Origin of the sequence: Nitrosospira sp. Nsp11 (assembly GCF_900142705.1) — a bacterium.
Lineage (GTDB): Bacteria > Pseudomonadota > Gammaproteobacteria > Burkholderiales > Nitrosomonadaceae > Nitrosospira.
The window spans coordinates 99,401-124,153 of sequence record NZ_FRBV01000002.1; the positions used below are offsets into that span (position 1 = coordinate 99,401).

A 24,753-nucleotide genomic window follows, 5' to 3' on the forward strand; every position below is an offset into this window, starting at 1 on the left:
CTTGAAAATACCTTTCATACGAGACAAAGTCACCGCTACTCTGACGGCTGCGGCTTTGACCTGCCATAAAATATTTGGGATTAAACCGGATAAAACAGATATTCTTCGGCATTCATCTAATCCCTATCTCCACTAATCAGCCTACAGCTGAAGCAAATATGTCTTCATTTTTCATGGATGTTCTTTCCGGGTTTTCTATCGCGCTTTATGGACTAAAGGGCGGTTACACGCAGGTAAATGTCAAGGGTCAATCTATACGCATAGCCGTGGATAACTTTCGGACGCTTCAGCGAGCCAAAACTTATTCCATTAAAGAGCCCGATACGCTGAATTGGCTCGACAGTTTTGAACCCGGCTCGCGTTTCTTTGATCTAGGTGCGAATATCGGTCAATATTCGTTATACCCCGCCAAAAAATACGGGAAAGACATTCAGGTTTTTGCCTTTGAGCCTCAGTGCATCAATTATTCTTTACTGAATAAAAACATTTACCTGAATAAGCTCGAAAATAATATTACGGCTTATGGTGTAGCCGTATCGGGGCAGGGCGGGTTTTCAAAGCTGTACATCCCCAAATTTATTGGCGGAGGAAACCGCTCACAGTTCGGAAAGGAAGACCTGAAGAACATGAAAACACCTGCTGCGCATATTCAGGGAATGTTTGGAGTAACGCTGGATGAGTTATGCGAAAAATGGGGGTTCCCTTACCCCAACTATATCAAGATCGATGTAGATGGCATAGAGATTCCCATTATCAAAGGTGCGAAAAATGTTCTGAAAAATCCGGCGCTAAGATCTGTCATCGTCGAGCTGGGAACCCCTGAGGAGCAGCAGGAAGCGGTAGAGCTGATGGAACGGGCAGGCTTGGGGGTGAAATTCAAAACAGCTAAAAATTGGGGCGAAACCTGTTTTATATTTGAGAAAAAACGTTAGCCCATTTCTACTCTTGCATAAGAGAATACCATTAATCGAAGCCACCGTTGATTAATGCTGCGCCATCTGGATCGGCATAGGTACAGTCTGTTCCCCTGAATCCGCCCTATAGCGAGCTCACCAAAAGGTGAAGCTCACGGCTGCGAAAATCCTTTTCGTTACGCACTTAGTTGGCAAATGAACTGACAACGGGCTAAAAATGAGTGGTCAGCTGCCGGAGTTAGGGTTACAGGCTATCAGGTTCACGTGGTCGTGCGTCACCTCGGGCAGCAAACAATTTTTGCGGCTTGTTCGCTATAACTTCTCCAATCAGCGGAAGGCCGAGGTTGCTCCCCTGCGTGATAGGGATATGGCGTCCGATTCATTCTCAACCTCGGAGGGATGCTGCAGTCGCTCGGCTTTACCCTTGGAAAGGGTGAATATGTTGTCCGCTGCATTTATCAGCGCAGGCTGATGGGAAACGGCCACCACGGTGAGGCCGGCCGCCAGCTTCTTTAGGGTGTCGCAAACCAACCGCTCACTTTCAGGATCTAGCGCGCTGGTCGGTTCGTCAAGCAGCAGAAAAAGCGGCTGGTGAGCCAGCGCTCTGGCTATTGCGATCCGCTGACGCTGGCCGCCCGACAGCAGCCCTCCGCGCTCGCCGACAATCGTCTGCATTCCTTCCGGAAGGGCGCTTACGAAATCCCAGGCTCCCGCCTGGTGCAATGCTCTTTCAGCATCGGCTTCAACCAGATCAGGCGCGCCGACGAGTATGTTGCTGAGAATGGTGTCATGAAGCAGAACATTTTCCTGCGCAACATAGCCGATCATGCGTCGCCAGTCGCGCGGATTGATTTCACGCAGAGGTACGCCATCTATGAGCATATCCCCTGATTTTGGTTCAGCCAGCCCGCACAGCAGGTCTAGCATGGTGCTTTTGCCAACCCCTGAGGGCCCTGCAATAGTGGTGAATGTATTGACGGGGATTTCAAGGTTGAGATCCTGGAATATCGGTTTCGCGCCATAATCGAAATCTATGTGACGCAAGCTGATCCCCTTTTGAAGGGTGGGCTGCCGCGTACCCGTCGTTCTCTCCGCTGCGGCACGAGCCTCTTCGATCGCTGTGCGCAAAGCCCAGTAAGCGCTCTCCTGTGCCATCAGATTCTGGTATTTGCGCTGGGTTTTATTAAGCAGGCTCAGAAGGCGGGTGAGCAGAAAAACCATAACCATCACCGCTGGCAACGAAAGCTCCCATATCGACAGGGCCAGATATAAGCCTGACGCTATCAGGGTGGCCAGTATGGGTTCCTGCAACGCCATCAAGGCTTCCCGCGCCATGATTTCGCGCCGGGTGGCTTTCTCCAGCTGCTTGGTCTGGTCGCGCAGAATGGCTTCCGCCACGTTGTCCCGTGCCATGGCTTTCAGTGATTTTACCGATCCCAGCACGTCGGAAAGATAAGTCAGTAAATGACGCATCAGTTGAGTCTGCTTGGTCCCGGCCCGGCGGGTAGCGCGGATCAGTTCATGCAGCAGCCGCAGCATCACCACGCCGACAAGTAACGAGGTAAGCGTTGCCTGCCATGAAACGAACATTGCCACTGTTCCATAGACAAGGACTTGTATCACCAGCGCCAGCACAGTGACACTGTGCTCAAAACCATTGGCCGCCCGGTATGCTTCGGTCGCGACCGAATTCGCCAGGGAACCCATGGGTTGACGCAGATAATATTGCCAACGGCTCGCGAGCAGCGCCTCGATCAATTCAAGGCGAAGCGCGGTGGCGACATGTGCGACGGTATAGCCGACTTGCCTGTTGGCCATCAGCAATATCAGGCTCTTGATGATCATGCCTCCGACAATGATCAGCAGCATGACGCCAATGGTTGGTACGATGCCAATCCCTTGCAGCACGTCCACGATCCGCTTGCCAATGTCGGAATTCGCGGTATCGCCGACCGCAATCGAAAGTAATGGGAGAAGTGCGGTCAGACTAAGCCCTTCGGCGACACCTGCCGCCAACAACGCGACCAGGACGTACGCGGTGCGCCGCGGGAAAAGCATGCAATAAGTATATAGAGTTCGCATCGCCTGGGTTTGCAGACTATCGATCGGCGGTATTCGGCCTGATCAAAAAGGGAAGAAATGAAGATAACAAAATAGGGCTGGCATTATACGCCAGTGGTAGCAATGAAGCGATTTCGATGACGCTGACCAGTTCAGCCGATTTTATCACTTTGTACGGTGTAAATTAGCACCAGGATGATGCAAACCACAAATCGGAATGCGGATTCCTGGCCATTCCAGTCGGATGATTGCCACATACAGAACCATTCCGCGCCAATTACGATAAAGCCAAAAAACCATAAGGCAAAACCGAAGGATAATCCCAGGATGGATATGGATTTGGCCTTGTCGAATGTCAAGGCATCATCCCGGATATGGCGAAGCAATTGCAGAGCGCCCGAAAGGCACAGTATGGCAATCATGAATTCTGCGCATATGATAAGTATATAGATGGTCGAATGCAGAAGCGGTTCAGTGATGGCACGATACTTCAGGACGTTTCCCGGATATACCGTATCCATGGACATCACATGCTGGACGAACCGGAAGTTTGATTGATAATCGAGAATATTATTAGAAGCAACCACGAGAGCCAGGCAGCCGATGCCGGAAATCAAAAATATTTTGCTTGCTCGGATTGCAAAAGATTTTTCCATGTTTCGAATTTCATTTTGCACAAACCATGATGATGATAGGTCAAAAAAAGAGAAAACAGCGATGTTCGAGCGGCATTACCTAAGTCGTTTCATCTGTCTTTTTGACGCCACGGATATTCAGCGCAGCCAGGGCTATCTGGAGGCCAATAACCGCTAAAGCCTGAGCATACCATCCCCAGGCGATCCATAAGATATTGCTGAGAAGAGAACACCAAAATCCGGCATTGCGCCTGCGCTTGGACTGATAAGTCAGCAGCCAGACCGCAAGTATGTTGATCACCATCGCGGGCCATTGTAGCAGGGAAAAATAATCCATATTCATTTAATCCTCAAGAAGCTTCGTGGATGGCGTAGCGTCATATCGGTGTATTTTCAGCTTTTACTTTTCTGGGTCTTCACTTATGAGCCTTCACTCTTTCACATAGGCGACCTTATGGAAGGCTTTTCATTCGACAGTACCCAAGGTTGTGGTCAGGGAATCAAACGATGGGGCAGGATTCACAAATACACAAATAAACGTAACTATCCTCTCATCTGTTAGCTGATCATTCCGTACGAAAGAACACACAGCGCTGTAAATAATTGGCCTCTGAATAGCATCATCCGCCCTTGTCGGTCCAGTAGGTCATCGCGCATCCCGCCAAAACATAAACCGATCCCTGCTGCCCTTCACTTCGTGCGCGATCGCACATACAACAAAATGGGTGTAGAGGATGATAACTGGGGCTAGTTGGAACGTCGCCGGGGTTGGTTCTTTGTGTCTCTTGTTCTTATTATGGGCAGTAGTCCGGCCGTTTCTACTCCCGCGAAGAGATGCACGATCCATCGGAATGTTTATATATCCAGCCGCGGCTTCGCTGGTATCGGCTAATCTTCCATATGTGAAGAGCGCCATTTTGCGTGGAAGTGAAGGGAGTGAACCATGGCTATTCCTACGTCAAGCAACCGCGCGTTATGGAAGGGCGCCATAAGCTTCGGCCTGGTGCATATACCCGTAGCCCTCCATTCCGCGACCGTGGAACAGGGGCTGAATTTCGACTGGCTGGACAAGCGCAGCATGGATCCGGTGGGCTACAAGCGTATAAACAAGAAGACCGGAAAGGAAATCGACAAGGAAAATATTGTCAAGGGCATTGAATATGAAGATGGTCAGTATGTCGTGCTGAGCCAGGAGGAAATCTCTGCTGCTTACCCGAAGGCTACTCAAACGATTGAGATCGAGATGTTTGTACCGGCTACCGATATTCCGTTCGTTTATCTTGAGCGCCCTTACTATGTCGTTCCGATCAATAAAGGAATCAAGGTCTATGCGCTCTTGCGCGAGACTCTTCTCAAGACCCGGCGCATCGGTATTGCGCGTGTGGTTATTCAAACAAAGCAGCATCTGGCCGCTCTCGTGCCATCAGGCCCCGCGCTCGTACTGAATCTGTTGCGATGGGGCGACGAGATACGCAATTGGGAGAAACTGAGCTTTCCTCCTGAGGGAACGGAGGAGGTGGGCATTACCGATAAGGAATTGAAAATGGCCGAGCAACTGGTGATGGACATGAGCGGAAAATGGAATCCTGAAGAGTTTCGCGATTCTTTCAAGGAGGAGATCATGAAACTTGTCCATGAAAAAGTCGAAACGGGCGACATCCAGACCGTGGCTCAACCAGAGGAATCCGAAGCGACACCTGGCAGTGCACAGATACTTGACCTTACCGAATTGCTGCAGCGCAGCCTGAAGAAAAGCGGAGATAAGGAGGGTAGTGGCAAGGCGCCAGGAAAAAAGCCGGTGAAGGCCGATGCAGACAATTTGCCGGCTTCTACCAAAGGCACGCATAAGCGCCGCGCATAGGAAACCTCTGAATAAGTCTTGAAAAATGTCAAAGCCGGATTCGCTCAAAGCCTATCGGGAAAAACGTGATTTTTCCATAACGTCCGAACCTCCTGGCATCGGCGTCAGCAGTAAGACGAGCAAGGCAGCCTTGTCGTTTGTCGTTCAGAAGCACTGGGCAACGCGGCTTCATTATGACTTCAGGCTTGAGCTTGATGGAGCAATGAAAAGTTGGGCCGTTCCCAAAGGGCCCAGCTTCGATCCCAATGACAAACGCATGGCAATTCATGTTGAAGATCATCCGATTTCATACAACAGTTTTGAAGGCGAGATTCCGCGCGGGCAGTATGGCGCGGGCAAAGTCATCATCTGGGACAAGGGAACGTGGATTCCTCTTGAGGATTCCCACAAAGGTTATCATGAGGGCAAGCTGAAGTTTGAGCTGCGCGGGCACAAATTGAAGGGTCACTGGGCACTGGTACGCATGAAAAGGAAGGAGGAAGAAAAACAGGAGGCATGGTTGCTCATCAAGGAAAAAGATGATTATGTTCGCTCTTCCAACGAATATAGCGTGGTGGATGAAATGCCTGAGAGTGTTGCCGGGCTTGAACCGCCAGAGGTTCAAAAAGCTGCCGGATCGGTGAGCACAACGTCGACCAAGACTAGATCAAAGTCCGGAAAAAACGAATCTGCCTTGCCGGAAAACGCAGTTAAAGCCGATCTTCCTCACATCTTGCGCCCGCAACTCGCGACGCTGGTGGATGGGCCGCCCAACGATCCGGCTGAGTGGAGTTACGAAATCAAGTTCGACGGCTATCGGATGTTGACCAGGATAGATGGCAGGGACATTAAGCTCTTTACCCGAAATGGAAATGACTGGTCAGAGAAATTGCCTCATCTCATAAAAGCAATAGCGGGGATGAGGCTGAAGTCCGGATGGTTTGATGGCGAAATTGTGGTGTTGAATGACAAAAACATACCTGATTTTCAGGCTCTGCAAAATGCATTTGATAGCACACGGACTCAAGGGATTATTTATTACCTGGTCGATATACCGTTCTACGATGGATATGATTTAAGAGAGGTCCCCCTGATTGAACGAAGGGCAGTACTCCGAACCCTTTTTGAGCGACGTCCGCCGGAACAGATACGCTTCAGCGATATTTTTGATGCGCCGCCGAAAGATATCATCGCGTCGGCCTGCCGCTTGGGGCTGGAAGGCTTGATCGGTAAGCGAAAGACATCGCGTTATGCCTCTGGCCGCTCTCCCAACTGGATAAAGCTGAAGTGCACGCAACGTCAGGAATTTGTAATTGGCGGCTTTACCGACCCCAAGGGTTCCAGGGCCGGCATAGGTTCGCTTCTGCTCGGCTACTATGATGAAGACAAGAAGCTTCAGTATGCCGGAAACGTAGGCACCGGATTTAGCGATAACACGCTTCATGATCTCAGGGTGAAATTGGATAAAGTTGCGACCGAGCGTCCACCATTCGTTAGGGCGGGCGACATCGAAAAAAACGCGCATTGGGTAAAGCCCACGCTGGTGGCTGAAGTTTCCTTTGGAGAATGGACGCGAGATGGACATATTCGCCACTCGGTTTTTCAAGGCTTGAGATTGGATAAAAAAGCAGAAGTCATTATCCGGGAGAAGCCGGTGCATGCCTCCGATGCAAAATCTGCGAATGCGGTGTCAAAACCGTCATTGAAGGTTTCGCACCCCGAGCGCGTAATTGATCCATCTACTGGATTTACGAAAATCGAGCTCATTTGCTACTATTCGCTGATCGCGCCTTTAATGCTGGAGCATCTCAAAGGCAGGCCGGTATCGCTCGTCCGCGCACCGCAAGGAATTGCAGGTCAACTGTTTTTTCAGAAGCATTGGGAAAAAGAGAATATGGAGGGAGTGAACCAGCTTGACCCGGCGCTGGATCCCGAGCATGAATCATTGATTGAAGTTGCCACCGCCGAAGGCCTGTTAGCGTCCGCTCAAATGAACGTGATAGAGTTTCACACATGGAATGCCACAAAAAACGCGATCGGCAAACCGGACAGGATGGCATTCGACCTTGATCCCGGCGAAGGGGTAAAGTGGCCGCTCATCCAGGAGGCGGCTCAGCTTGTTCATGTATTTCTCAAGGAACTGGGGTTGGAGTCTTTCCTGAAAACGAGTGGAGGCAAAGGCTTGCACGTCATTGTGCCGATAAAAAGGCTGCATGATTGGGACACCGTAAAAAATTTCTCCCAAGCCATTGTCCAACACCTCGCCGAAACCATACCGCAGCGTTTCGTTGCAAAAAGCGGACCGAGAAATCGCGTTGGAAAGATTTTCATAGACTATCTTCGCAACGGCTTCGGCGCAACGACCGTATCGGCCTGGTCAGTGCGCGCACGTCCGGGCCTGGGCGTGTCGGTGCCGCTGGCCTGGGAAGAGCTGGATTCACTTACGAGCGCCAGCCGCTGGTCGGCCCTCAATATCCATGAGCGGTTGGATAAGGGCAACGCCCCATGGGCAGACTATGGCGCCACAAAGCAATCAGTGGTACCGGCCATGAAAACGCTGGGATTCAAGCCGGCAAAAAAGCGGTGACGTGAGCCAAACAGGTGCCGGTGCGGGATTCCGCCATCACGGGACGGGAAATGCGTTTAGGAACGCAGCTTCTTGTAACGCCGGCATATTTCCCCCCCTTCACGCTTGTTTAGGATCGCCCCTTATCGGGATTTCTCTTTTTCCTCTAAATGAACGGAAGCTCTTTCTATAGCTTCAACGGCTTCCTCCGTATGTTCCTCTTTAGCTTCTTCAATTGCCAGGTCCATTTCTTCAAAGATCTCCCTGTCGTGCTCCGCTTTCTCGTGTTCGCCGTATATGGGCTTTTGAAGGGTCGTATAGGGATGTTCCTTATTCTGCTCGATCAGTTCCTTCTTCGCCTCTTCCGTGTGAATGCGCACGCCTTGCGCGCTTCCTTTTTTTCCACTTTCGATTGCCTCTTCCAGATGCTCATGAGCTTTGTCACCATGTTCGTCGGCACAAACCAGGGTGGGGCTTGCGGCAAAAAAAAACAGAACCGCTAAAAGCCCGTAAGGGTGGAATATTTTCATTAAGAGGGTACTGATCGATGGATAAACATATTCCGACATAACGCAGAGGCCCGTGCAAAAAAATCGGCTCCGGCCTTATATGCGACGCAAAGCCGGTTATCGTGCGATGAAACAGAACTGATACGCACCATTCCAACGATTGAGGGTGAGGATGACTACCGGCGATGACTACTGGCGACCATGTTTGAATTTGCGGTTTCCGCGGGAGCCGGAGCAATAACGCAAGGATCCATCATTATGGCTTGACGCCGGTCACCACGCTGAAATAACCAAAAGCCGGGTACACCTGGATGTCATGAAAACCCGCATCCTTCAGCATCGCGGCCAATTCGGCGCCTGAATAGGATTCACCTTCCGTCCATCCCAGCATGAGCATGCTATACGCGGCAGCAGCGAAAGGCCCCGTCTTTTCGTCGTTGTAGAGTATATCGTGAATGATGATGCGTCCGCCTGGCTCCAGGCTCCGGAAACTTTTCTCCGTAAGGAATCTGCATCTCTCCGGAGGCCAGTCGTGGTAGATGTTGGAATAAAAATGCAGATCGGCTGCCGGGAAGAGGTCGTTCCACATATCCGCAACCTGGGTCGTTACATGGTCCTGCACGCCATGCTGGTTAATGAACTCTTGAGCGACCTGGCATATAGGCTCCAGGTCCAGCACGATCGCATCCAGGTTGGGCGATTTCAATGCAGCGACGATAGAGTGAGCGCCGGAACCACCGCCGATGTCGAGCATCAGTTGATGATGTGTGAGATCCAGGACATTCGGCCAGGCGGACGCCAGGGTCATGCTCATGCTATGCATGCCGCGCGTAAACCGCCGCGCCAACTCCGCCTGCTCTTCATGGGATTTATAAATATCGCCTCCGCCATAAGCCTGGGGCGAGTTGGTGAGCACGGCCCGCTCCAGGCTTGTGTAGGAAAACACCTCTGAATTGTCGATCATCATGTCCCAGAAAAACCCGAAGTAGCTGGGGCTCTTTTCGAGCAGGTAATCTTCCGCAAGCGCGGCAAGCGAATAACGCGTATCCACGAGAGAGAGAAAGCCCAGCGCTGTCGCGGCCGTCAGGATAGCCTCGGCCGGCCGGGGCTTGAGGTCCAGCGCCTCGCAGATTTCAGGCAACGTGCGCGCCCCTTTCCCAAGCAAGGCAAAAACCTTCAACCTGTGGGCTAACATCAAGGCCGGGTACCCGTAAACCGCAAAAGGTACATCCCATAGGCGCCGGTCATCCGATCGCGGCTGTGAAATGTTTTCATACGATATCCGGGTCATAAATTCCTCTTCCATTGTGATTTTTGATTAACTCGCATACTATATCCCGGCACTAGGCGTGTGCCGGGATATAGTATCAAGGTCTGGGCAACAGAGAAGCAAGTAAACGTCTGGTATCGGCTTCCTGCTGCATGCTGAACTTCGAGATCAAGTCCCGATTGCGGTTCACATCATACTGAATGCCAAGATAATAGATGAGTTTTCCCTGTCCATCCAGCAGCGGAGTGAGCGTCAGGTGGTTAAAGAAGAGCTCGCCATCCTTTCGATAATTGCGTATGGTCACCTCGATGGGTTCGTGCTTGCTGATGGCCCGCCTCATTGCAAAACGCGCTTCCTGTTCACGGTCGCCCTTCTGGAGAAAACGGCAGTTGCGCCCGAGTATCTCCTCTTGCGGATATCCAGTCATGACCTGGAATTGCCTATTGGCATAAACAATGGGCATATCCTCCTGATCGGGATCCACCAACGTGATTCCGTTTATCGAGCTGTCCAGTATTTCGGACAAGATCTGCGGGATTAATCCGGGATCCTTTTCCACTACAAAAGTCATTTGTTTCTCCTGGATATTTTGCGGAATGGCGAGCCGCTAGCCGGCCGCGTGTTTTTTTGCTTCAGTTAAACGCTTCAAATTTCTTACCGTGCGTTGCGCTCCTTCCTGAACCACTACCCGGATCAATTTCTCGAACGGACGCATGAACATCTGAATCTCGAGTAATTCAAAAGTAAAGGTCAGCTCGGACGACTTGCCGCTATCGATGCATCGTAGCTCATAGCTGCAGCGGAAAGGATCGGCAACCCCGGCAAAGCCCAAGCGCTTGTTTGGCTCATACTCATTTATTTTGAATTTGGTTTCTGTCCGGCGGCCTTGGTCAATACGCACCTGCCTTGCGATGGTTCCTAACCTCAGCGGGCCGCTGGTGACCGGCTCAAGCTCAACGACTTCGGGAGACCATTTAGGATAATTTTCAAAAAAGCCTTCACCCAAATAGCTGAAGACGTGTTCGGGCGAACAGTCGATCACAATTTTCGCTGTCGCTACAACAGGTTCTTTGGAACCTAAACTGAACATACTTCGTGCCCCTGTTTTGCAGCCTGCAGGTTTGTAGTTGTACTTCGACGAATAATAATAGCTGTTATCGGCCTGGGTTAGGTACTCCCTGGCGGGCATTAAGCAAAAAATCCGGGTAAGTCACATATTTTGAACTTATGCTCGTCCACAGCTTAATGCAAATTTTTTTATCACCACTTATTGAAACTCCATGTCTGAATTTCGCGAACAGTTTCCCAGACAATTTGTCACGCCGAGTGAGGTCAAAACTGCTTCTTTTAGCCGTTTACGATGGTGCCTCCATTCGGATGCAGCACTTGCCCCGACATATATGAGCATTCCCGGGAAGCCAGAAAGACATAACAGGGCGCTACCTCGTCAGGTTGTCCAGGACGTTTCAGAGGCACATCTTTTCCAAAACTGCCGACTTTTTCGGGCGGAAAAGTAGACGGTATCAATGGTGTCCATATGGGTCCGGGAGCGACACCATTTACAAGAATTCCCTGCTCGACCAATTGTAGTGACAATGACCGCGTAAAAGCAACGATTGCGCCCTTCGTGGCCGAGTAGTCGAGCAAATGCGGACTCCCCTTATAGGCGGTCACGGACGTAGTATTAATTATGCGTGCGCCTTTTTTTAGATGGGGGAGCGCTGCTTTTACCATATAAAACATCGAGAAAATATTCGTGCGGAAAGTTTTTTCGAGCTGTGCATTATCGATGTCCATAATGCTGGCCCGGACATGTTGCTCCGCGGCATTATTTACCAGGATGTCAATGCGTCCAAAAGTCGCGATCGTCTTTGCGGCGACTTCGGAACAGAATTGTTCATTACCCACGTCACCGGCAATTAAAAGACATTTTCTTCCACATTGCTCGATTTCTTTTTTTGTGTCGTTTGCATCTCCATGCTCCTCAAGATAGGCAATGGCGATATCGGCGCCTTCCTTGGCAAAGGCAACGGCCACAGCGCGCCCGATACCGCTATCACCGCCGGTAACAATCGCAACCTTGGCTTGCAGCTTGCCGCTTCCCCGGTATCCCTCAAGGGTCGAGTCGGGCCGAGGCTCCATCTCTGCTTCCACGCCAGGTTGTTTTTTTTGATGCTGTTCAGGAATTTCTGCTGTTTCCATCGTGAATACCTCCTGGAAAAGATAGTAAGTACTATAAGGATTGCCGCGCCTTGATCCGTGCGCTTACACACATATGAGCTGATTGGCCGAATCATCTATTTTCGGTGCCCTTACCGTTTCTCGGCGTTGTTTCTGCGCTTCTCCGGTTGGGCTTCTTTCTTTTGTGGCGGGGCCTCTTTGGCGGGATGTGATTTGGTGTCCTTGACTGAGGCAATCAGCGCCCTGCAATTGTTATCCTCACCCGGGCCTGTCTCTATCAGCGGTATCAGTGCCGCGGCGGGTGTCGCGAAAATGCCCAGCAGAACCGCCGAGCCAATGCGTATGGCCAGCATTTTGTCCGGGTACACGGTCGGATCCTTGAAAGTGCCGTTGATATGCACCGGCGTGCGCAGGCTCAGAATACTGAAGTGTTTGGGTTCCGGTGAAATCTTCAGGTCAATGGTTTCGTCAACGAGACTTATAGAGCCTTCGCCGATAATATTTGTTTCTGTTGTATCTATGACAAAAGCCTCGCTGGTCATGATTCCTTTCTTGATATCGAAATCGCTGACAGCGCAGCGGATCCTGGCGTTTTTATCCCCCGCGATCAAAAGCTTGAGAATTCGCGCTCCATCGAGCCCTATGATATCCAGCATCAGCTTGCTGATCTCGCCACCTGACATGATCAAGCCGAAGTTGCCATCCGCCGATGCGAGAAGCGCGCCGACGGACTTGCCGTGTCCGGTTACCGTCGTTGTGCCGCCTATCACGCCCATGCTGTCCTCGGTCAGCTCGATTTTGGGAAAGAGCTTCGGTAACTGCAGTTTTTTAAAGTCCATCCTGGCCTCTGCGGCGGGTGTATCCTTCCGTGCATTTATTGTGACCCTGGAAATAATATTCCCACCTGCGACCGCGAAATTGACGGGGTCCATGGTCAGCAGCCCATCATCAACCTTGAGATGCGTTACCAGATGTTCGACCGGCAATTCCTTGTTTCGAATAGATTCACCAGTGAACTTGACGTCCGCATCCATTGCCCGCAACCGGTCCACCTTGAATTCCTGGTCGGGTAGCAGCCGGTCCCGCTGGGCTTCTATCGACGCTTTTTTCTCCTGTTTCTCGGCAGGGCTATCCTGCGGTTGCGGCGCGCGCCGGGCGCCCACGAAACCTTGCAGGTCATTCAGGTCGAGGACTTTTGATACAACATCCGCACGTAGCATCGGACGTTCGCCGCCCGTATCGAAAAGTATATCGCCGCCGAGATCGCTTTTGCCTACCTCTCCCGAAAATTGCTTCATCGACCACTCGGTATTCTGGTGGGTAAGCCTTCCCGATATACGGTATGGCGGTGAGGGAAAAAATACGATCCCCACCATCGGGTAAAGTGCCGAAAGGTCCTCTCCACGTACTTCCAGCTTCAGGTCCATTGCGGCCAGCTCGGCAAGCCCGGTAATGATGCCGTCAACCGCGGCGTAAGTCGTTCCGATTTGCGCGCTCGCTTTGATGGGATAGGGGAGCGTTTTATCCGCTAGCGACATAACCTTGCCCCCTTTGGCTTTAGCCGTGAATTTCAGATCGGTGAATGTACCTTCAGCCACCACATCGAGCGGCATTTCCCTCGCGTCCGCTGCCGGGTCGGTGTGTACGCTTACCGTTACGTCGGTCTTTGTCTTGGGATCGCGGAAAATGACCTTGCCCTGGTCCAGGACGAGCCTGCCGATTTCCGGCAATTCCATTTTCTCTTTTTTTTCCTTTTTAAAATCCCAGTTGCGCTTTCCATCCTCACTCTTTTCAAGGATGATTTTTGGCTTGGTTATGGATACTTCAGGCAGCACGACATCTCCGAGGAACAGATTCCATAGACTGACGCGGAAAGCGGCTTTATCCACATCGAGCATCGGCTGCTGCGTGCCCCATTCGGCATTGGCGAGTGAAAGTCCTCCGATACTGACCAGCGGATTGAGTGATAACCTGACATCGAGATCGCCGCGGATAGTAAATTCGCGGCCGGTCTTTTCAGTTACCTGGCGCTCGACATAGGGCTTCAGCATGTTCCAGTCAAACCAGATGGCAAATATTATGACAAATACAAATAGCGTGCCGAATACCAGCAATATGGTCTTCTTTACGGTCTTGGGACGGATCGACATAGGCGGGGTTTGCAACCGAGGGCAGAACAAGAGCAGTTCCAATAATTTGGAATGATACTGCTGCTGCTGGTCCCATTCGGTACGTCACCGCACATTCAAGCCGTGCGGAGCCGACTTGGAACGGCGGTGTGTGGCAAAGCTGGTGACTGCAAAGCGTGCGCACGGCTTTGTAGTCAAGATTAAGAGGGCAAGATTAAGACGGCGCGGGTGTTGCGATGATGTGATCGGTTGTTCTTCCCAACACCCGGCTATCTCATGATTCTTTAGCCGGTCATGCCGACCTGATCTGTTTTTATTCCGGTCGAGATCCGTGATCGGCGTCGCCGATCACGGCTGCATGCGCTTGTTCAGAACCTTCTGGCAGCCTGTCGGGCTTGAAGAATCAAGTCCGACAGGCTGCTAATACTTCCGCACGTCACGAAACAGACGATCGAATTCTTTTTTGACCACGTCGTAGCATTCGCAAACGTGTGTTTCGAGTCCGGTTCTGTCGAGTACGGTTATATGGCCGCGCCGATAACGGATAATCTCGGCTTGCTGCAGTTTTCCGGCAGCCTCCGTAATACCTTCGCGGCGCACGCCGAGCATGCTGGCGATCAATTCCTGAGTCATGACCAATTCCTGAGAATTCAACCGGTCCAGCGTTAACAATAACCACCTGCACAATTGCTGTTCAATGGTATGGTGCCTGTTGCACACTGCGGTCTGTGAGATCTGCGTGATAAGCGCCTGAGTGTAGCGCAACAACAATCGTTGTATCGGGCCTCCTTGATTAAACTCTTGCAACAGAAGCGAGGCTTTCAGCCGGTAGCCATAGCCGGCAGTTTGTACAGTGGCCCAGCTCGGGGTACTTTCACCGCCCATAATCAGGGAAATACCGAGCAAGCCTTCATTACCCACGCCTGCAATCTCCGATGACGCGCCATTCTCAAGGATATAGTGCAGGGAAATGATGGTGGAAGTTGGAAAGTAAACGTATGGAAGGCGCCCTCCGGATTCGCAAAGAACGTCCCCGAGTGGCATATGAACCAATTCCAGATGCGATTTTATGCGTTCAAGTTCAGTCGCCGGCAAAGCGGCAAGGAGACGGTTCTGGTCGGGCTGATGTGGAGGAGAGCTAAGCATCCGCTACAGAAATTCTTTTATAAAAAGTAAGCGCAGCGTAGGCGCGGTGGAATGAAAGCAAAAGATGGCTAATGCTTGAGGCCTCTTCCCTTCCACCTCCTTCCGCCGGCCGGTTCCCATCCAACTTATAATAGCATTTATCTTAGAATACAAATTCTGTCAAGCACAGCCCTTTTTCGGAGTATTCCATTTTACTGCGTGGTATTTTGTGCGCTAGCGTACATACTATGGATGAGCCAGTTTTTATCATTGCTCCCTAGTCAAGATAATAGCAGGCTTGAGGCATCGCGGATATTTGCGCAATAAGGGGAGCGCTTCGAGAGTTGTAGCCATTCCACAGCAGGGGCTGTAGGCAAAGGTGGGCGCAAAGTCTCTATGAAAAATTCTGGGCTCATGGGCGAATTGTAAAGGAGACTACTGCGCGATAAGACCTATTTCCCAAAACTGCTGCTTGCAAGAAGGAGTTGACACATATCGTAGTGTTACTCTTCCTGCTTATACTATTTGCTCTGCCGCTAAAGAGCTACGCAATCGGAGAGGTTTACATCGTGAGGATGTTAGCTCAAGATGAGACCCACGACTCTAAGAAACCTAAACCCATCAAGATACGTATTTTTGATCGTGTTTAAGCGATCGCAGCCCGGAGAATAATCAAATTGAAAGCTAGAGACCTCACTGTTTCTGAGCTTTTACTTCCCATTACAGATCGGCTTAGAAAAATCGGAAGACCACGCGTCCCGGTTAGCGAAGAACTGCCGTTGCGGTCTGAACTGTTCAGTGCAGATCAAATGGAGCTGTATGGCGGCATCCTTGCGGCATCCCACGAGCTATCAACAAGTGGGGGCACGGATCAGCTCCTGGCGAGGCTGGATGAGAACGAAAATACGCTCTTCAACATCTGCACCGTACTTACGGAGGCGGTAACAGCAGATCAGTTGCTTACGCCGGCAGGCGAGTGGATATACGACAACTTCTATTTGATAGAAGAGCAGATACGTATGGCCAGGCGTCATCTTCCCAAAAACTATAGCCGCGAATTACCGCTTCTTGCGCGCGGCGGCAGTGCAAATCTTCCACGAGTATATGACATCGCTTTGCAGGCGATCTCGCACGGCGATGGCAGGGTCGACACAGAGAGCCTCAGGCGTTTTGTCGCTGCCTATCAGGCAGTCGTGAATTTGCAGCTGGGAGAGTTATGGGCCATCCCCATCATGCTGCGGCTCGCGCTGATCGAGAACCTGCGACGGGTCGGCGTTCACGTCGCTGCCGGCGGCATAGACCGTAAGCTTGCTGCCACCTGGGCTGGGGAAATCACGAGCATTGCCGAGAAAGATCCCAAGAGCCTGGTTCTTGTCATTGCTGATATGGCACGGTCCGACCCGCCGATGACTACACCTTTCATTTCCGAACTGGCACGACGGCTACAGGGGCAGGGGCCCGCGCTGGCGCTACCGTTGACCTGGATCGAGCAGAGGCTTGCGGAATCGAATCAAACAATCGACCAAATGGTGCAGTTGGGAAATCAGCAGCAAGCGGCTGACCAGGTCTCAATCTCCAACAGCATAAATACGCTGCGTACGTTGGGCGCGATCGATTGGCGCGACTTCGTCGAAACCACCAGCATTGTGGAGCAGACCTTGCGAGAGGACCCGCACGGGGTCTACGGCCGCATGGATTTCGCCAGCCGGGATCAGTATCGGCATGTGGTGGAGCGTGTAGCCAAGGCAAGTCCGGTATCGGAAGTGGAAGTGGCGCGGCGAGCGCTCGCGATGGCACGCGATGCAGCGGCGGTGGCGGACGACGAAGCCAGGGCGCATGTCGGATTTTATCTCGTTGACGATGGCTTGCCCGACCTCGAGGCGGCAGTACGAGTACGCTTTTCATTCCTGGAGAAACTTTGGCGAATCGGCCGTCGCTATCCGCTTTTTCATTATCTCGGCGCGATCGTATTGATTACGGCAAGCCTGGTCAGCATTCTACTGGCCGAAGCCCATGCCGATGGCGCTAACGGATGGTTGCTGGGAGCGGTTGGCATGCTATCGATTTTTACGATCAGTCAACTGGCGGTGGCGTTGGTCAACTGGGCGAGTCCTCTACTGGTAAGACCCCATTCGATGCCCCGCATGGATTTCTCCAAAGGTATACCCGCGACATTTCAAACATTGGTTGTGGTTCCCACCATGCTGACAAGCGAGTCAGACGCGCGCAGCCTTGTTGAAGCGCTTGAAGTCCGATTTTTAGCCAATCGCGACGATAATCTTGACTTCGCCTTATTGACCGATTTTAAGGACGCGGATCAGGAAACGCTGCCCGAAGACCAAATACTGTTAGATGCTGCACGAACAGGCATTGAGGAGCTGAATAAAAAATATGCCAACGGCGTTGCGGATAATGCGGTTGGGGCGGATGGTTCAGCCGTAAAAGGTAAGGACAGCCTTTTTTTTCTATTTCACCGCCCACGCCGGTGGAACCCTCAGGAACGGCTCTGGATGGGCCATGAGCGTAAACGCGGAAAACTTGCGGATTTAAATGCTTTATTAAGCGGGGCTGGAAGCGATGCGTTTTCCCTTATCGTAGGTAATACGGCGGTGCTGTCGAACGTAAAATATGTCATCACACTCGATACCGATACTCAGTTGCCGCGCGAGACTGCCCATCAATTCGTGGGTGCGATGGCTCACCCGTTGAATCGCCCGAGGCTCGATAAAAACTCCGCAGAGGGGAGGGTCAGCCTGGTAGCCGAGGGTTATGGAATTCTGCAACCGAGGGTTGCGGTAAGCCTGTCGAGTACCAACCAATCACGATACGCATGGCTTTTCGGGGGTGAGGCCGGCATCGATCCATATACACGTATCGTCTCCGACGTTTATCAGGATCTGTTTTATGAAGGCTCATTCGTGGGAAAGGGAATTTACGATGTCGATGCATTCGAGCAGACGGTTTGCCGCCGTTTTCCCGATAACCGAATTCTGAGCCATGATCTTCTGGAAGGATGCTATGCGCGCGCGGGGTTATTAAGTGACGTGGAGTTATATGAGGAATTTCCATCACGCTACAGCGCGGATGTAAGCCGTCGCCACCGGTGGATTCGAGGAGACTGGCAACTCGCCAGCTGGTTGTTGAGGCGTGTACCGGGGCCGCAGGGAAGCTATCAGCCAAATCCGCTATCCGCATTGTCGAGGTGGAAGCTGATGGACAATCTTCGGCGCAGCCTGGTCCCGGTAGCCATGACGCTACTTTTGTTATTAGGCTGGATGGCACTCACCCATGCATGGCTCTGGACATTGGTTGTTATCGGTACGCTGTTTATTCCTGCTGCGATAACCGTCATCATCGATTTGCTGAACAAGCCAAAAGAAGTCGCGCTGCGTTCTCACATTATCACTTCCATACGCACGGCTGGCCGACAATTCGGGCAGGTAGCATTCACACTGGCCTGCCTTCCATACGAGGCTTATTTCAGTCTCGATGCGATCCTGCGTACCCACGTGCGGCTATTTATCACTCACCGCGGGCTTCTTGAATGGAATCCCTCCCATTATGCGGAACGTGGGACTGATCCGGCTGACGTGAAGGATGGGCGCACTGGTCTCGGCGCTTCGTTTCGATCAATGTGGATAGCACCTGTAACAGCAATCGGCGCGGCGGTGGGAATGGTGGTTACAGCGCCAATGGCTTTGATAGGAGCATTGCCTGTACTGTTGTTATGGGCTGGATCTCCCGCTATTGCCTGGTGGATTAGTCGGCCACTTCCTCCCCGGAGCACAGAGTTAACCATTGGTCAGATACATTTTTTGCGCCAGATTGCACGCCGAACATGGCTTTTCTTCGAGACTTTCGTAGGCCCGGAGGATAACTGGCTACCACCTGACAATTTTCAGGAGTATCCGGTCGCGGCTATCGCGCACCGGACCTCGCCGACCAACATGGGTCTGGCGCTATTGGCTAATATTACCGCCTACGACTTCGGCTATATCGGTACCGGACAGCTCATTGAACGCACCATGAATACATTGGACTCGATGGAAACACTTGAACGGTATTCCGGTCATTTCTACAATTGGTACGATACAAAAACAAAGACGCCATTGACGCGCTATGTCTCCACAGTGGATAGCGGCAACCTGGCGGGTCATCTGCTGACATTGCGTGCCGGTCTATTGGAAATATCCGATGAGCCGATTATTCGCGAGCATTTATTTCTGGCACTGGCCGACACACTGCAGATACTCGAAAAAACCGCCGGTTCCGTCCCTGCAAATTCTTCTTTGGCACAATTCGAAAAAGCGCTCGCGATTGCAGCAGAGGTGCGCCCGATCACAATCGCGAGCGTGCAAGTCGATCTTGATCGGCTGGCTGCCTACTCCAGGGCGATTATTCGCGAGATTGACGAAGAGCCGGTAACTTTTGCCTCCAGCGAAGCTCATGAGTGGGCAGCGGCGTTGAATAAGCAATGTGAAAGTGCGCTGGCGGAATTGATCAGCCTTGTGCCCCAATCCCTGCTGACTGCTGCCATGGATGGTACGGATGTGGCACACTCGATGGAAAACCCTTCCTTGCGACAACTCGCGTTCCAAGGTAGCGCGGTTGCGCTTGATCAGCTGGCCAACCTTGAGCGCTTGGCGCTTCAGTCGGGCAGTATGGCGCAGATGGACTATGGCTTCCTGTTCAACCATGCGCAGCGGCAACTCGCGATAGGATATAACGTAGGCGAACATCGGCTGGATGCCAGCTACTATGATCTGCTCGCTTCGGAGGCAAGACTCTGCAATTTTGTCGCAATTGCCCAGGGAGAGTTGCCGCAGGAAAGCTGGTTTGCGTTGGGACGCATACTTACCAGTTACGGCGGTGAAGCGACTTTACTGTCCTGGAGCGGCTCTATGTTCGAGTATCTCATGCCGCTGCTGGTAATGCCCACGTTCGATAACACACTCCTGGATCAGACCTGTAAGGGGGCAGTCAATCGCCAAATTGCGTACGGTGAGGAACGCGGAATTCCATGGGGTATCTCGGAATCCGGCTATAACGCCGTCGACGTTCAATTCAACTACCAATATCGCGCGTTTGGCGTTCCGGGGCTGGGGCTCAAGCGGGGCCTGGGAGAAGACCTGGTCATCGCACCCTATGCCTCCGTGCTGGCGTTAATGATCGCTCCAGAAGCCGCCTGCCGTAACCTTCAGCACCTTGCCGCCCAGGAGATGGTCGGTAAATTTGGCTTTTACGAGGCTGTCGACTACACGCCATCACGGCTGCGCCGCGGTGAAACGCGCGCCCTGGTGCGCTCGTTCATGGCGCATCACCAGGGTATGAGCTTACTTTCCTTGGCGTATTTACTGCTGGATCGCCCGATGCAACGACGGTTCGAGTCTGAGCCTTTATTTCAGGCAACAATTTTGTTGCTTCAGGAACGTATCCCCAAGGCCACTGTTTTCAGCACCCAAGCTCCAGAGCTCCCCGACGTGCGTGTCGTCAAGGAACTCCCGGAGATGCCAGTGCGGCTTCTATCGAGTGCAAACACCCCTATTCCGGAAATACAGCTTCTGTCAAACGGTCGCTATCACGTCATGGTAACCAATAGCGGCGCGGGAAGCAGCCGCTGGAAGGATCTTGCCGTTACGCGCTGGCGGGAAGACGGCACATGTGACTATTGGGGAAGTTTCTGCTATCTGCGCGATGTGGAGAGTGAAGCGTTCTGGTCGAATACATACCAGCCTACCTTGAAAGAACCCAAGCGTTATGGGGTCGTTTTTTCAGAAGGACGCGTCGAGTTCAGGCGACGCGACCTTGATTTCGATACGCATACTGAAATTACGGTCTCGCCCGAAGATGACATCGAGCTACGCCGGGTCCGCATCACTAATCGTGCCCGGACATCCCGGACAATCGAAGTGACTTCCTATGCTGAGGTGGTGCTCGCGGCGCAGGCGGGTGACGCGCAAGCACCGGCTTTCGGGAATCTCTTTGTACAAACGGAAATATTGCCAGACCGGCATGCGATTCTATGCAGCAGGCGCCCGCGCTCCCAGAGCGACACGGTGCCTTGGATGTTTCATCTGATGGCGGTACACGGTGTCGCTACCGAGGAAATATCATACGAGACGGATCGCATGGTTTTCATTGGGCGAGGAAAGGACGTGTCCGCACCGCAGGCGATGATAACGCCGGGGCGGCTTTCCAATAGCTCAGGCTCGGTTCTCGACCCGATCGTGGCTATTCGCAAGTGCGTAACCATCGAACCGGGAGAATCCGCAACGATAGATATCGTTACCGGAGCCGGAGATTCCCGCCATGCCGCCATGCATCTGGTCGAGAAGTATCAGGACCAGCACATGACGAACCGCGTCTTTGATCTTGCGTGGACTCACAGTCTGGTTGTGCTGCACCAGCTTAACGCGACCGAGTCCGACGCCCAATTATTCGGCCGGCTGGCTGGTTCGGTACTGTATGCGAACGGTTATTTACGCGCCGATCCCGCCGTGCTGAGCAAAAACCAGCGCAGCCAGTCGGGACTGTGGGGATACGCAATTTCCGGCGATCTCCCCATTGTGCTGCTGCAGATCAGCGATGGCGCCAATATCAATCTGGTGCGCCAACTGGTACAGGCGCACGCCTACTGGCGAGTGAAGGGAATTGCCGTCGATCTGGTGATCTGGAATGAGGACCATTCGAGCTATCGTCAACTACTGCACGAGCATATCATGGGCCTGGTGGCCGGAAGTGCCGAAGCTCACGTGCTCGATCGTCCAGGTGGCATTTTTATCCGTCGCGCGGAACAGATTGCCTCCGAGGATCGAATTCTGATGCAAACCGTAGCGCGTGTGATTATTCTCGACAGCAATGGAAGTTTGATGGAGCAGTTGGCTCGCCGACTACCGGCGGATTTACCGGTTCCTGCAGCTGGATTGGAGCGGGTACGTCGGCTTGATTCCGGACAGAGTGTCAAGCTGCCGGACCGGGAACTACTCTTTGCCAATGGACTGGGGGGATTTACTGCCGATGCGCGCGAATATGTCATAACGACCGGACAGGGTCAGACAACGCCCGTGCCTTGGTCAAATATCCTGGCGAATCCGCAGTTCGGCACCGTTATCTCGGAGAGCGGTCAAGCGTATACCTGGTGTGGAAATGCGCACGAGTTTCGCTTGACCCCATGGCACAACGATCCTGTTTGCGATGCTGGTGGAGAGACATATTACCTGCGAGACGAGGAAACCGGCAATTTCTGGTCGCCGACCGCGTTGCCGAGCCCAGGGGCAGCGCCTTATGTTACCCGGCACGGATTTGGTTACAGTGTTTTTGAGCATATCGAGGATGGCATTCATTCTGAACTCTGGGTCTATGTCGCCCTTGACGCTTCTATCAAATTTACAGTACTGAAAGTACGCAATGAATCCGGGCGGCCACGCCAGCTTTCGATAACGGGATGTGTCGAATGGGTGTTGGGAGATTTGCCCGAGAAGAGCAGAATGCACGTCGTTACCGAGATAGATCCCGCCAGTGGAGCGCTGCTTGCACGCAATCCTTACAGCAATGAATTTTCCGGCCAGGTTGCTTTTTTTGATGTAGACGACAAAGGACGCAGTGTCACAGGCGACCGAACCGAGTTTATAGGCCGCAATGGTAGATTGAGTAATCCAGCTGCGATGAGGGCCAAAGAACTTTCCGGACGGGTGGGGCCAGGGCTTGATCCCTGTGGCGCTATCCGGGTTCCGTTGGAATTATTCGACGGCCAGACGCAAGAAATCGTCTTTCGTCTGGGCGCCGGGCTTCATAGTGATGATGCCCTCAAGATCGTGCGGCGCTTCCGTGGAATTACGGTTGCGCGTGAGGTCCTTGAAAACGTGCACCGTTATTGGGTCCGTACACTCGGCACTGTACAAGTGGAGACGCCCGATCCATCGGTAAACGTGATGGTCAATGGCTGGCTGTTATATCAGGTTATCGCCTGTCGGTTGTGGGGACGCAGCGGCTATTACCAATCGGGCGGAGCTTTCGGATTCAGGGATCAGTTGCAGGATGTGATGGCGCTTGTTCACGCTGAGCCCGCTCTTGTGCGCGAGCATCTGCTGCGGTCGGCTTCGCGCCAGTTTATAGAAGGAGATGTTCAGCATTGGTGGCACCCGCCAGCGGGCCGCGGCATCCGGACGCGCTGTTCAGATGATTATCTATGGTTGCCCCTGGTGACGTGTCATTATGTTGGAACCACCGGCGATATCAGCGTTCTGGATGAGTCTGCTGGTTTCCTGGAAGGTCGGCAGGTCGGCGCTGACGAAGAATCTTACTACGATCTTCCGCTTCATTCTGAAGAGGTCGGGACGCTGTACCAGCATTGCGTGCGAGCCATCGTGCATGGTTTGCGCTTTGGCGAGCATGGTCTCCCATTGATGGGCAGCGGCGACTGGAACGACGGCATGAATCTTGTTGGTTTCCACGGGCGAGGCGAGAGCGTCTGGCTGGCCTTCTTCCTGTACGACATACTCATCCGGTTTTCGGAAATTGCCGAACGGTATGGAGACCCAGCGTTTGCAGGACGATGCCGAGCCGAAGCTGATCTGCTGCGTAAAAATATTGAACTACATGGCTGGGACGGCAAATGGTATCTTCGCGCCTTCTTCGACGACGGTTCTCCCCTGGGCTCTACCAGCAATCCTGAATGCCGCATCGATTCAATTGCGCAGAGCTGGTCGGTTTTGTCTGGAGCGGGCTCCGCCGAGCGTCAGCAGCAGGGAATGGAAGCAGTGGATCAGCACCTCGTTCGACGTGACGCTCACCTTATCCAGCTTCTTGATCCACCCTTCGATAAATCGCCCTTGAATCCGGGGTATATAAAGGGTTATGTGCCGGGCGTGCGCGAGAACGGGGGCCAATATACGCACGCCGCTATCTGGGCGACGATGGCTTTTGCGGGTCTGGGAGATCATAAACGCGCATGGGAATTGTTGGAGATGATCAACCCGGTAAACCACGCTCAGACACCCGAGGCGGTTAAGGTCTACAAGACGGAGCCATACGTTGTCTCAGCCGATGTTTACGCGGTTTCGCCCCACACAGGTCGCGGCGGATGGTCGTGGTATACGGGTTCTGCCGGCTGGCTGTATCGCCTGATGCTGGAAACATTGCTCGGCCTCACGCTGGCGGAGGACAAACTGTACTTCAAACCTTGCCTTCCCGCCGAATGGGGTACGTTCACCGTTAAGTACCGCCATGGGGAAACAATCTATGAAATTACTGTCGTCCAGACAGCAGTCGATGAGGACAACGAAAGCCTCACTATTGATGGCGTTGGCCAGCAAGATTTGGCAATTGCACTTGTGGATGATCGAGCGACGCATACTGTTGAAGTCCGGTTGGGTAATCCTGGAATTCGGCAGTAGTTCAGCAGATTCAGCAGAAATGATGGGCTGTTGTGAAATTACCTGTCGGCATATTAGCCGCAGGAAGCCATTCCGACCGGAATGGGTATCTGTCAGGCGCGGTGTAGGGTCGTTCCAAGAACTTGATG

At 52.5% G+C, this 24,753-nt stretch carries 14 protein-coding genes; 4 read left to right on the top strand and 10 right to left on the bottom strand.

Going from position 1 to position 24,753, the window contains the following annotated elements; all coding sequences use genetic code 11:
• The first annotated feature begins 158 nt into the window (after nucleotides 1-158).
• Nucleotides 159-932: an FkbM family methyltransferase gene (locus tag BUA28_RS03525; RefSeq protein WP_072766767.1), complete on the top strand. Its 774-nt coding sequence runs from the start codon at nucleotides 159-161 to the stop codon at nucleotides 930-932.
• Nucleotides 933-1,241: 309 nt separating this feature from the next.
• Here the strand turns inward: BUA28_RS03525 and BUA28_RS03530 are convergent, their stop codons facing one another.
• The 3 genes from BUA28_RS03530 to BUA28_RS03540 all read right to left on the bottom strand — a co-directional run bounded on the left by BUA28_RS03530 (nucleotide 1,242) and on the right by BUA28_RS03540 (nucleotide 3,953).
• Nucleotides 1,242-2,996 carry an ABC transporter ATP-binding protein gene (locus BUA28_RS03530; protein ID WP_072766768.1) on the bottom strand — a complete coding sequence of 585 codons (1,755 nt, stop codon included), beginning with the start codon at nucleotides 2,994-2,996 and terminating at the stop codon, nucleotides 1,242-1,244.
• A gap of 131 nt (nucleotides 2,997-3,127) precedes the next feature.
• A complete protein-coding gene (locus tag BUA28_RS03535; protein WP_072766769.1) occupies nucleotides 3,128-3,631 on the bottom strand; it encodes a DUF2165 family protein in 504 nt (167 codons plus the stop codon).
• 79 nt (nucleotides 3,632-3,710) lie between these two features.
• Nucleotides 3,711-3,953: a hypothetical protein gene (locus BUA28_RS03540; protein ID WP_256325445.1), complete on the bottom strand. Its 243-nt coding sequence runs from the start codon at nucleotides 3,951-3,953 to the stop codon at nucleotides 3,711-3,713.
• 600 nt (nucleotides 3,954-4,553) lie between these two features.
• On the opposite strand from BUA28_RS03540, the gene BUA28_RS03550 reads away from it, so the two are divergent.
• Together BUA28_RS03550 and ligD are read left to right on the top strand one after the other, a co-directional pair.
• On the top strand, nucleotides 4,554-5,471 hold the full coding sequence (locus tag BUA28_RS03550) for a non-homologous end joining protein Ku (protein WP_072766771.1): 918 nt from the start codon (nucleotides 4,554-4,556) through the stop codon (nucleotides 5,469-5,471).
• Nucleotides 5,472-5,496: 25 nt separating this feature from the next.
• Nucleotides 5,497-8,037, top strand: a complete 2,541-nt coding sequence (gene ligD / locus BUA28_RS03555) for a DNA ligase D (RefSeq protein ID WP_072766772.1) — start codon at nucleotides 5,497-5,499, stop codon at nucleotides 8,035-8,037.
• A gap of 122 nt (nucleotides 8,038-8,159) precedes the next feature.
• On the opposite strand, the gene smbP is transcribed toward ligD, so the two are convergent.
• The 7 genes from smbP to BUA28_RS03590 all read right to left on the bottom strand — a co-directional run bounded on the left by smbP (nucleotide 8,160) and on the right by BUA28_RS03590 (nucleotide 15,251).
• Entirely contained in the window at nucleotides 8,160-8,585 is a 426-nt protein-coding gene (smbP, locus tag BUA28_RS03560; protein ID WP_083569855.1) for a small metal-binding protein SmbP, read from the bottom strand.
• A gap of 196 nt (nucleotides 8,586-8,781) precedes the next feature.
• Nucleotides 8,782-9,816: a methyltransferase gene (locus tag BUA28_RS03565; protein ID WP_072767057.1), complete on the bottom strand. Its 1,035-nt coding sequence runs from the start codon at nucleotides 9,814-9,816 to the stop codon at nucleotides 8,782-8,784.
• Nucleotides 9,817-9,892: 76 nt separating this feature from the next.
• Nucleotides 9,893-10,366, bottom strand: coding sequence for a PAS domain-containing protein (locus BUA28_RS03570; protein WP_072766774.1), 474 nt, complete (start codon nucleotides 10,364-10,366; stop codon nucleotides 9,893-9,895).
• A gap of 36 nt (nucleotides 10,367-10,402) precedes the next feature.
• The gene (locus BUA28_RS03575) at nucleotides 10,403-10,984 is read right to left on the bottom strand and encodes an SRPBCC family protein (RefSeq protein WP_256598222.1); all 582 of its coding nucleotides are present in this window, start codon (nucleotides 10,982-10,984) and stop codon (nucleotides 10,403-10,405) included.
• A gap of 158 nt (nucleotides 10,985-11,142) precedes the next feature.
• On the bottom strand, nucleotides 11,143-11,997 hold the full coding sequence (locus BUA28_RS03580; RefSeq protein WP_072766776.1) for an SDR family oxidoreductase: 855 nt from the start codon (nucleotides 11,995-11,997) through the stop codon (nucleotides 11,143-11,145).
• Between the two features lie 110 nt (nucleotides 11,998-12,107).
• Nucleotides 12,108-14,126, bottom strand: coding sequence for an AsmA family protein (locus BUA28_RS03585; protein ID WP_072766777.1), 2,019 nt, complete (start codon nucleotides 14,124-14,126; stop codon nucleotides 12,108-12,110).
• Between the two features lie 399 nt (nucleotides 14,127-14,525).
• A complete protein-coding gene (locus tag BUA28_RS03590; RefSeq protein WP_072766778.1) occupies nucleotides 14,526-15,251 on the bottom strand; it encodes a Crp/Fnr family transcriptional regulator in 726 nt (241 codons plus the stop codon).
• Nucleotides 15,252-16,039: 788 nt separating this feature from the next.
• Here BUA28_RS03590 and BUA28_RS03595 point away from each other — a divergent pair.
• Nucleotides 16,040-24,625: a glycoside hydrolase family 94 protein gene (locus tag BUA28_RS03595; protein WP_143148427.1), complete on the top strand. Its 8,586-nt coding sequence runs from the start codon at nucleotides 16,040-16,042 to the stop codon at nucleotides 24,623-24,625.
• The last annotated feature ends 128 nt before the right edge of the window (nucleotides 24,626-24,753 follow it).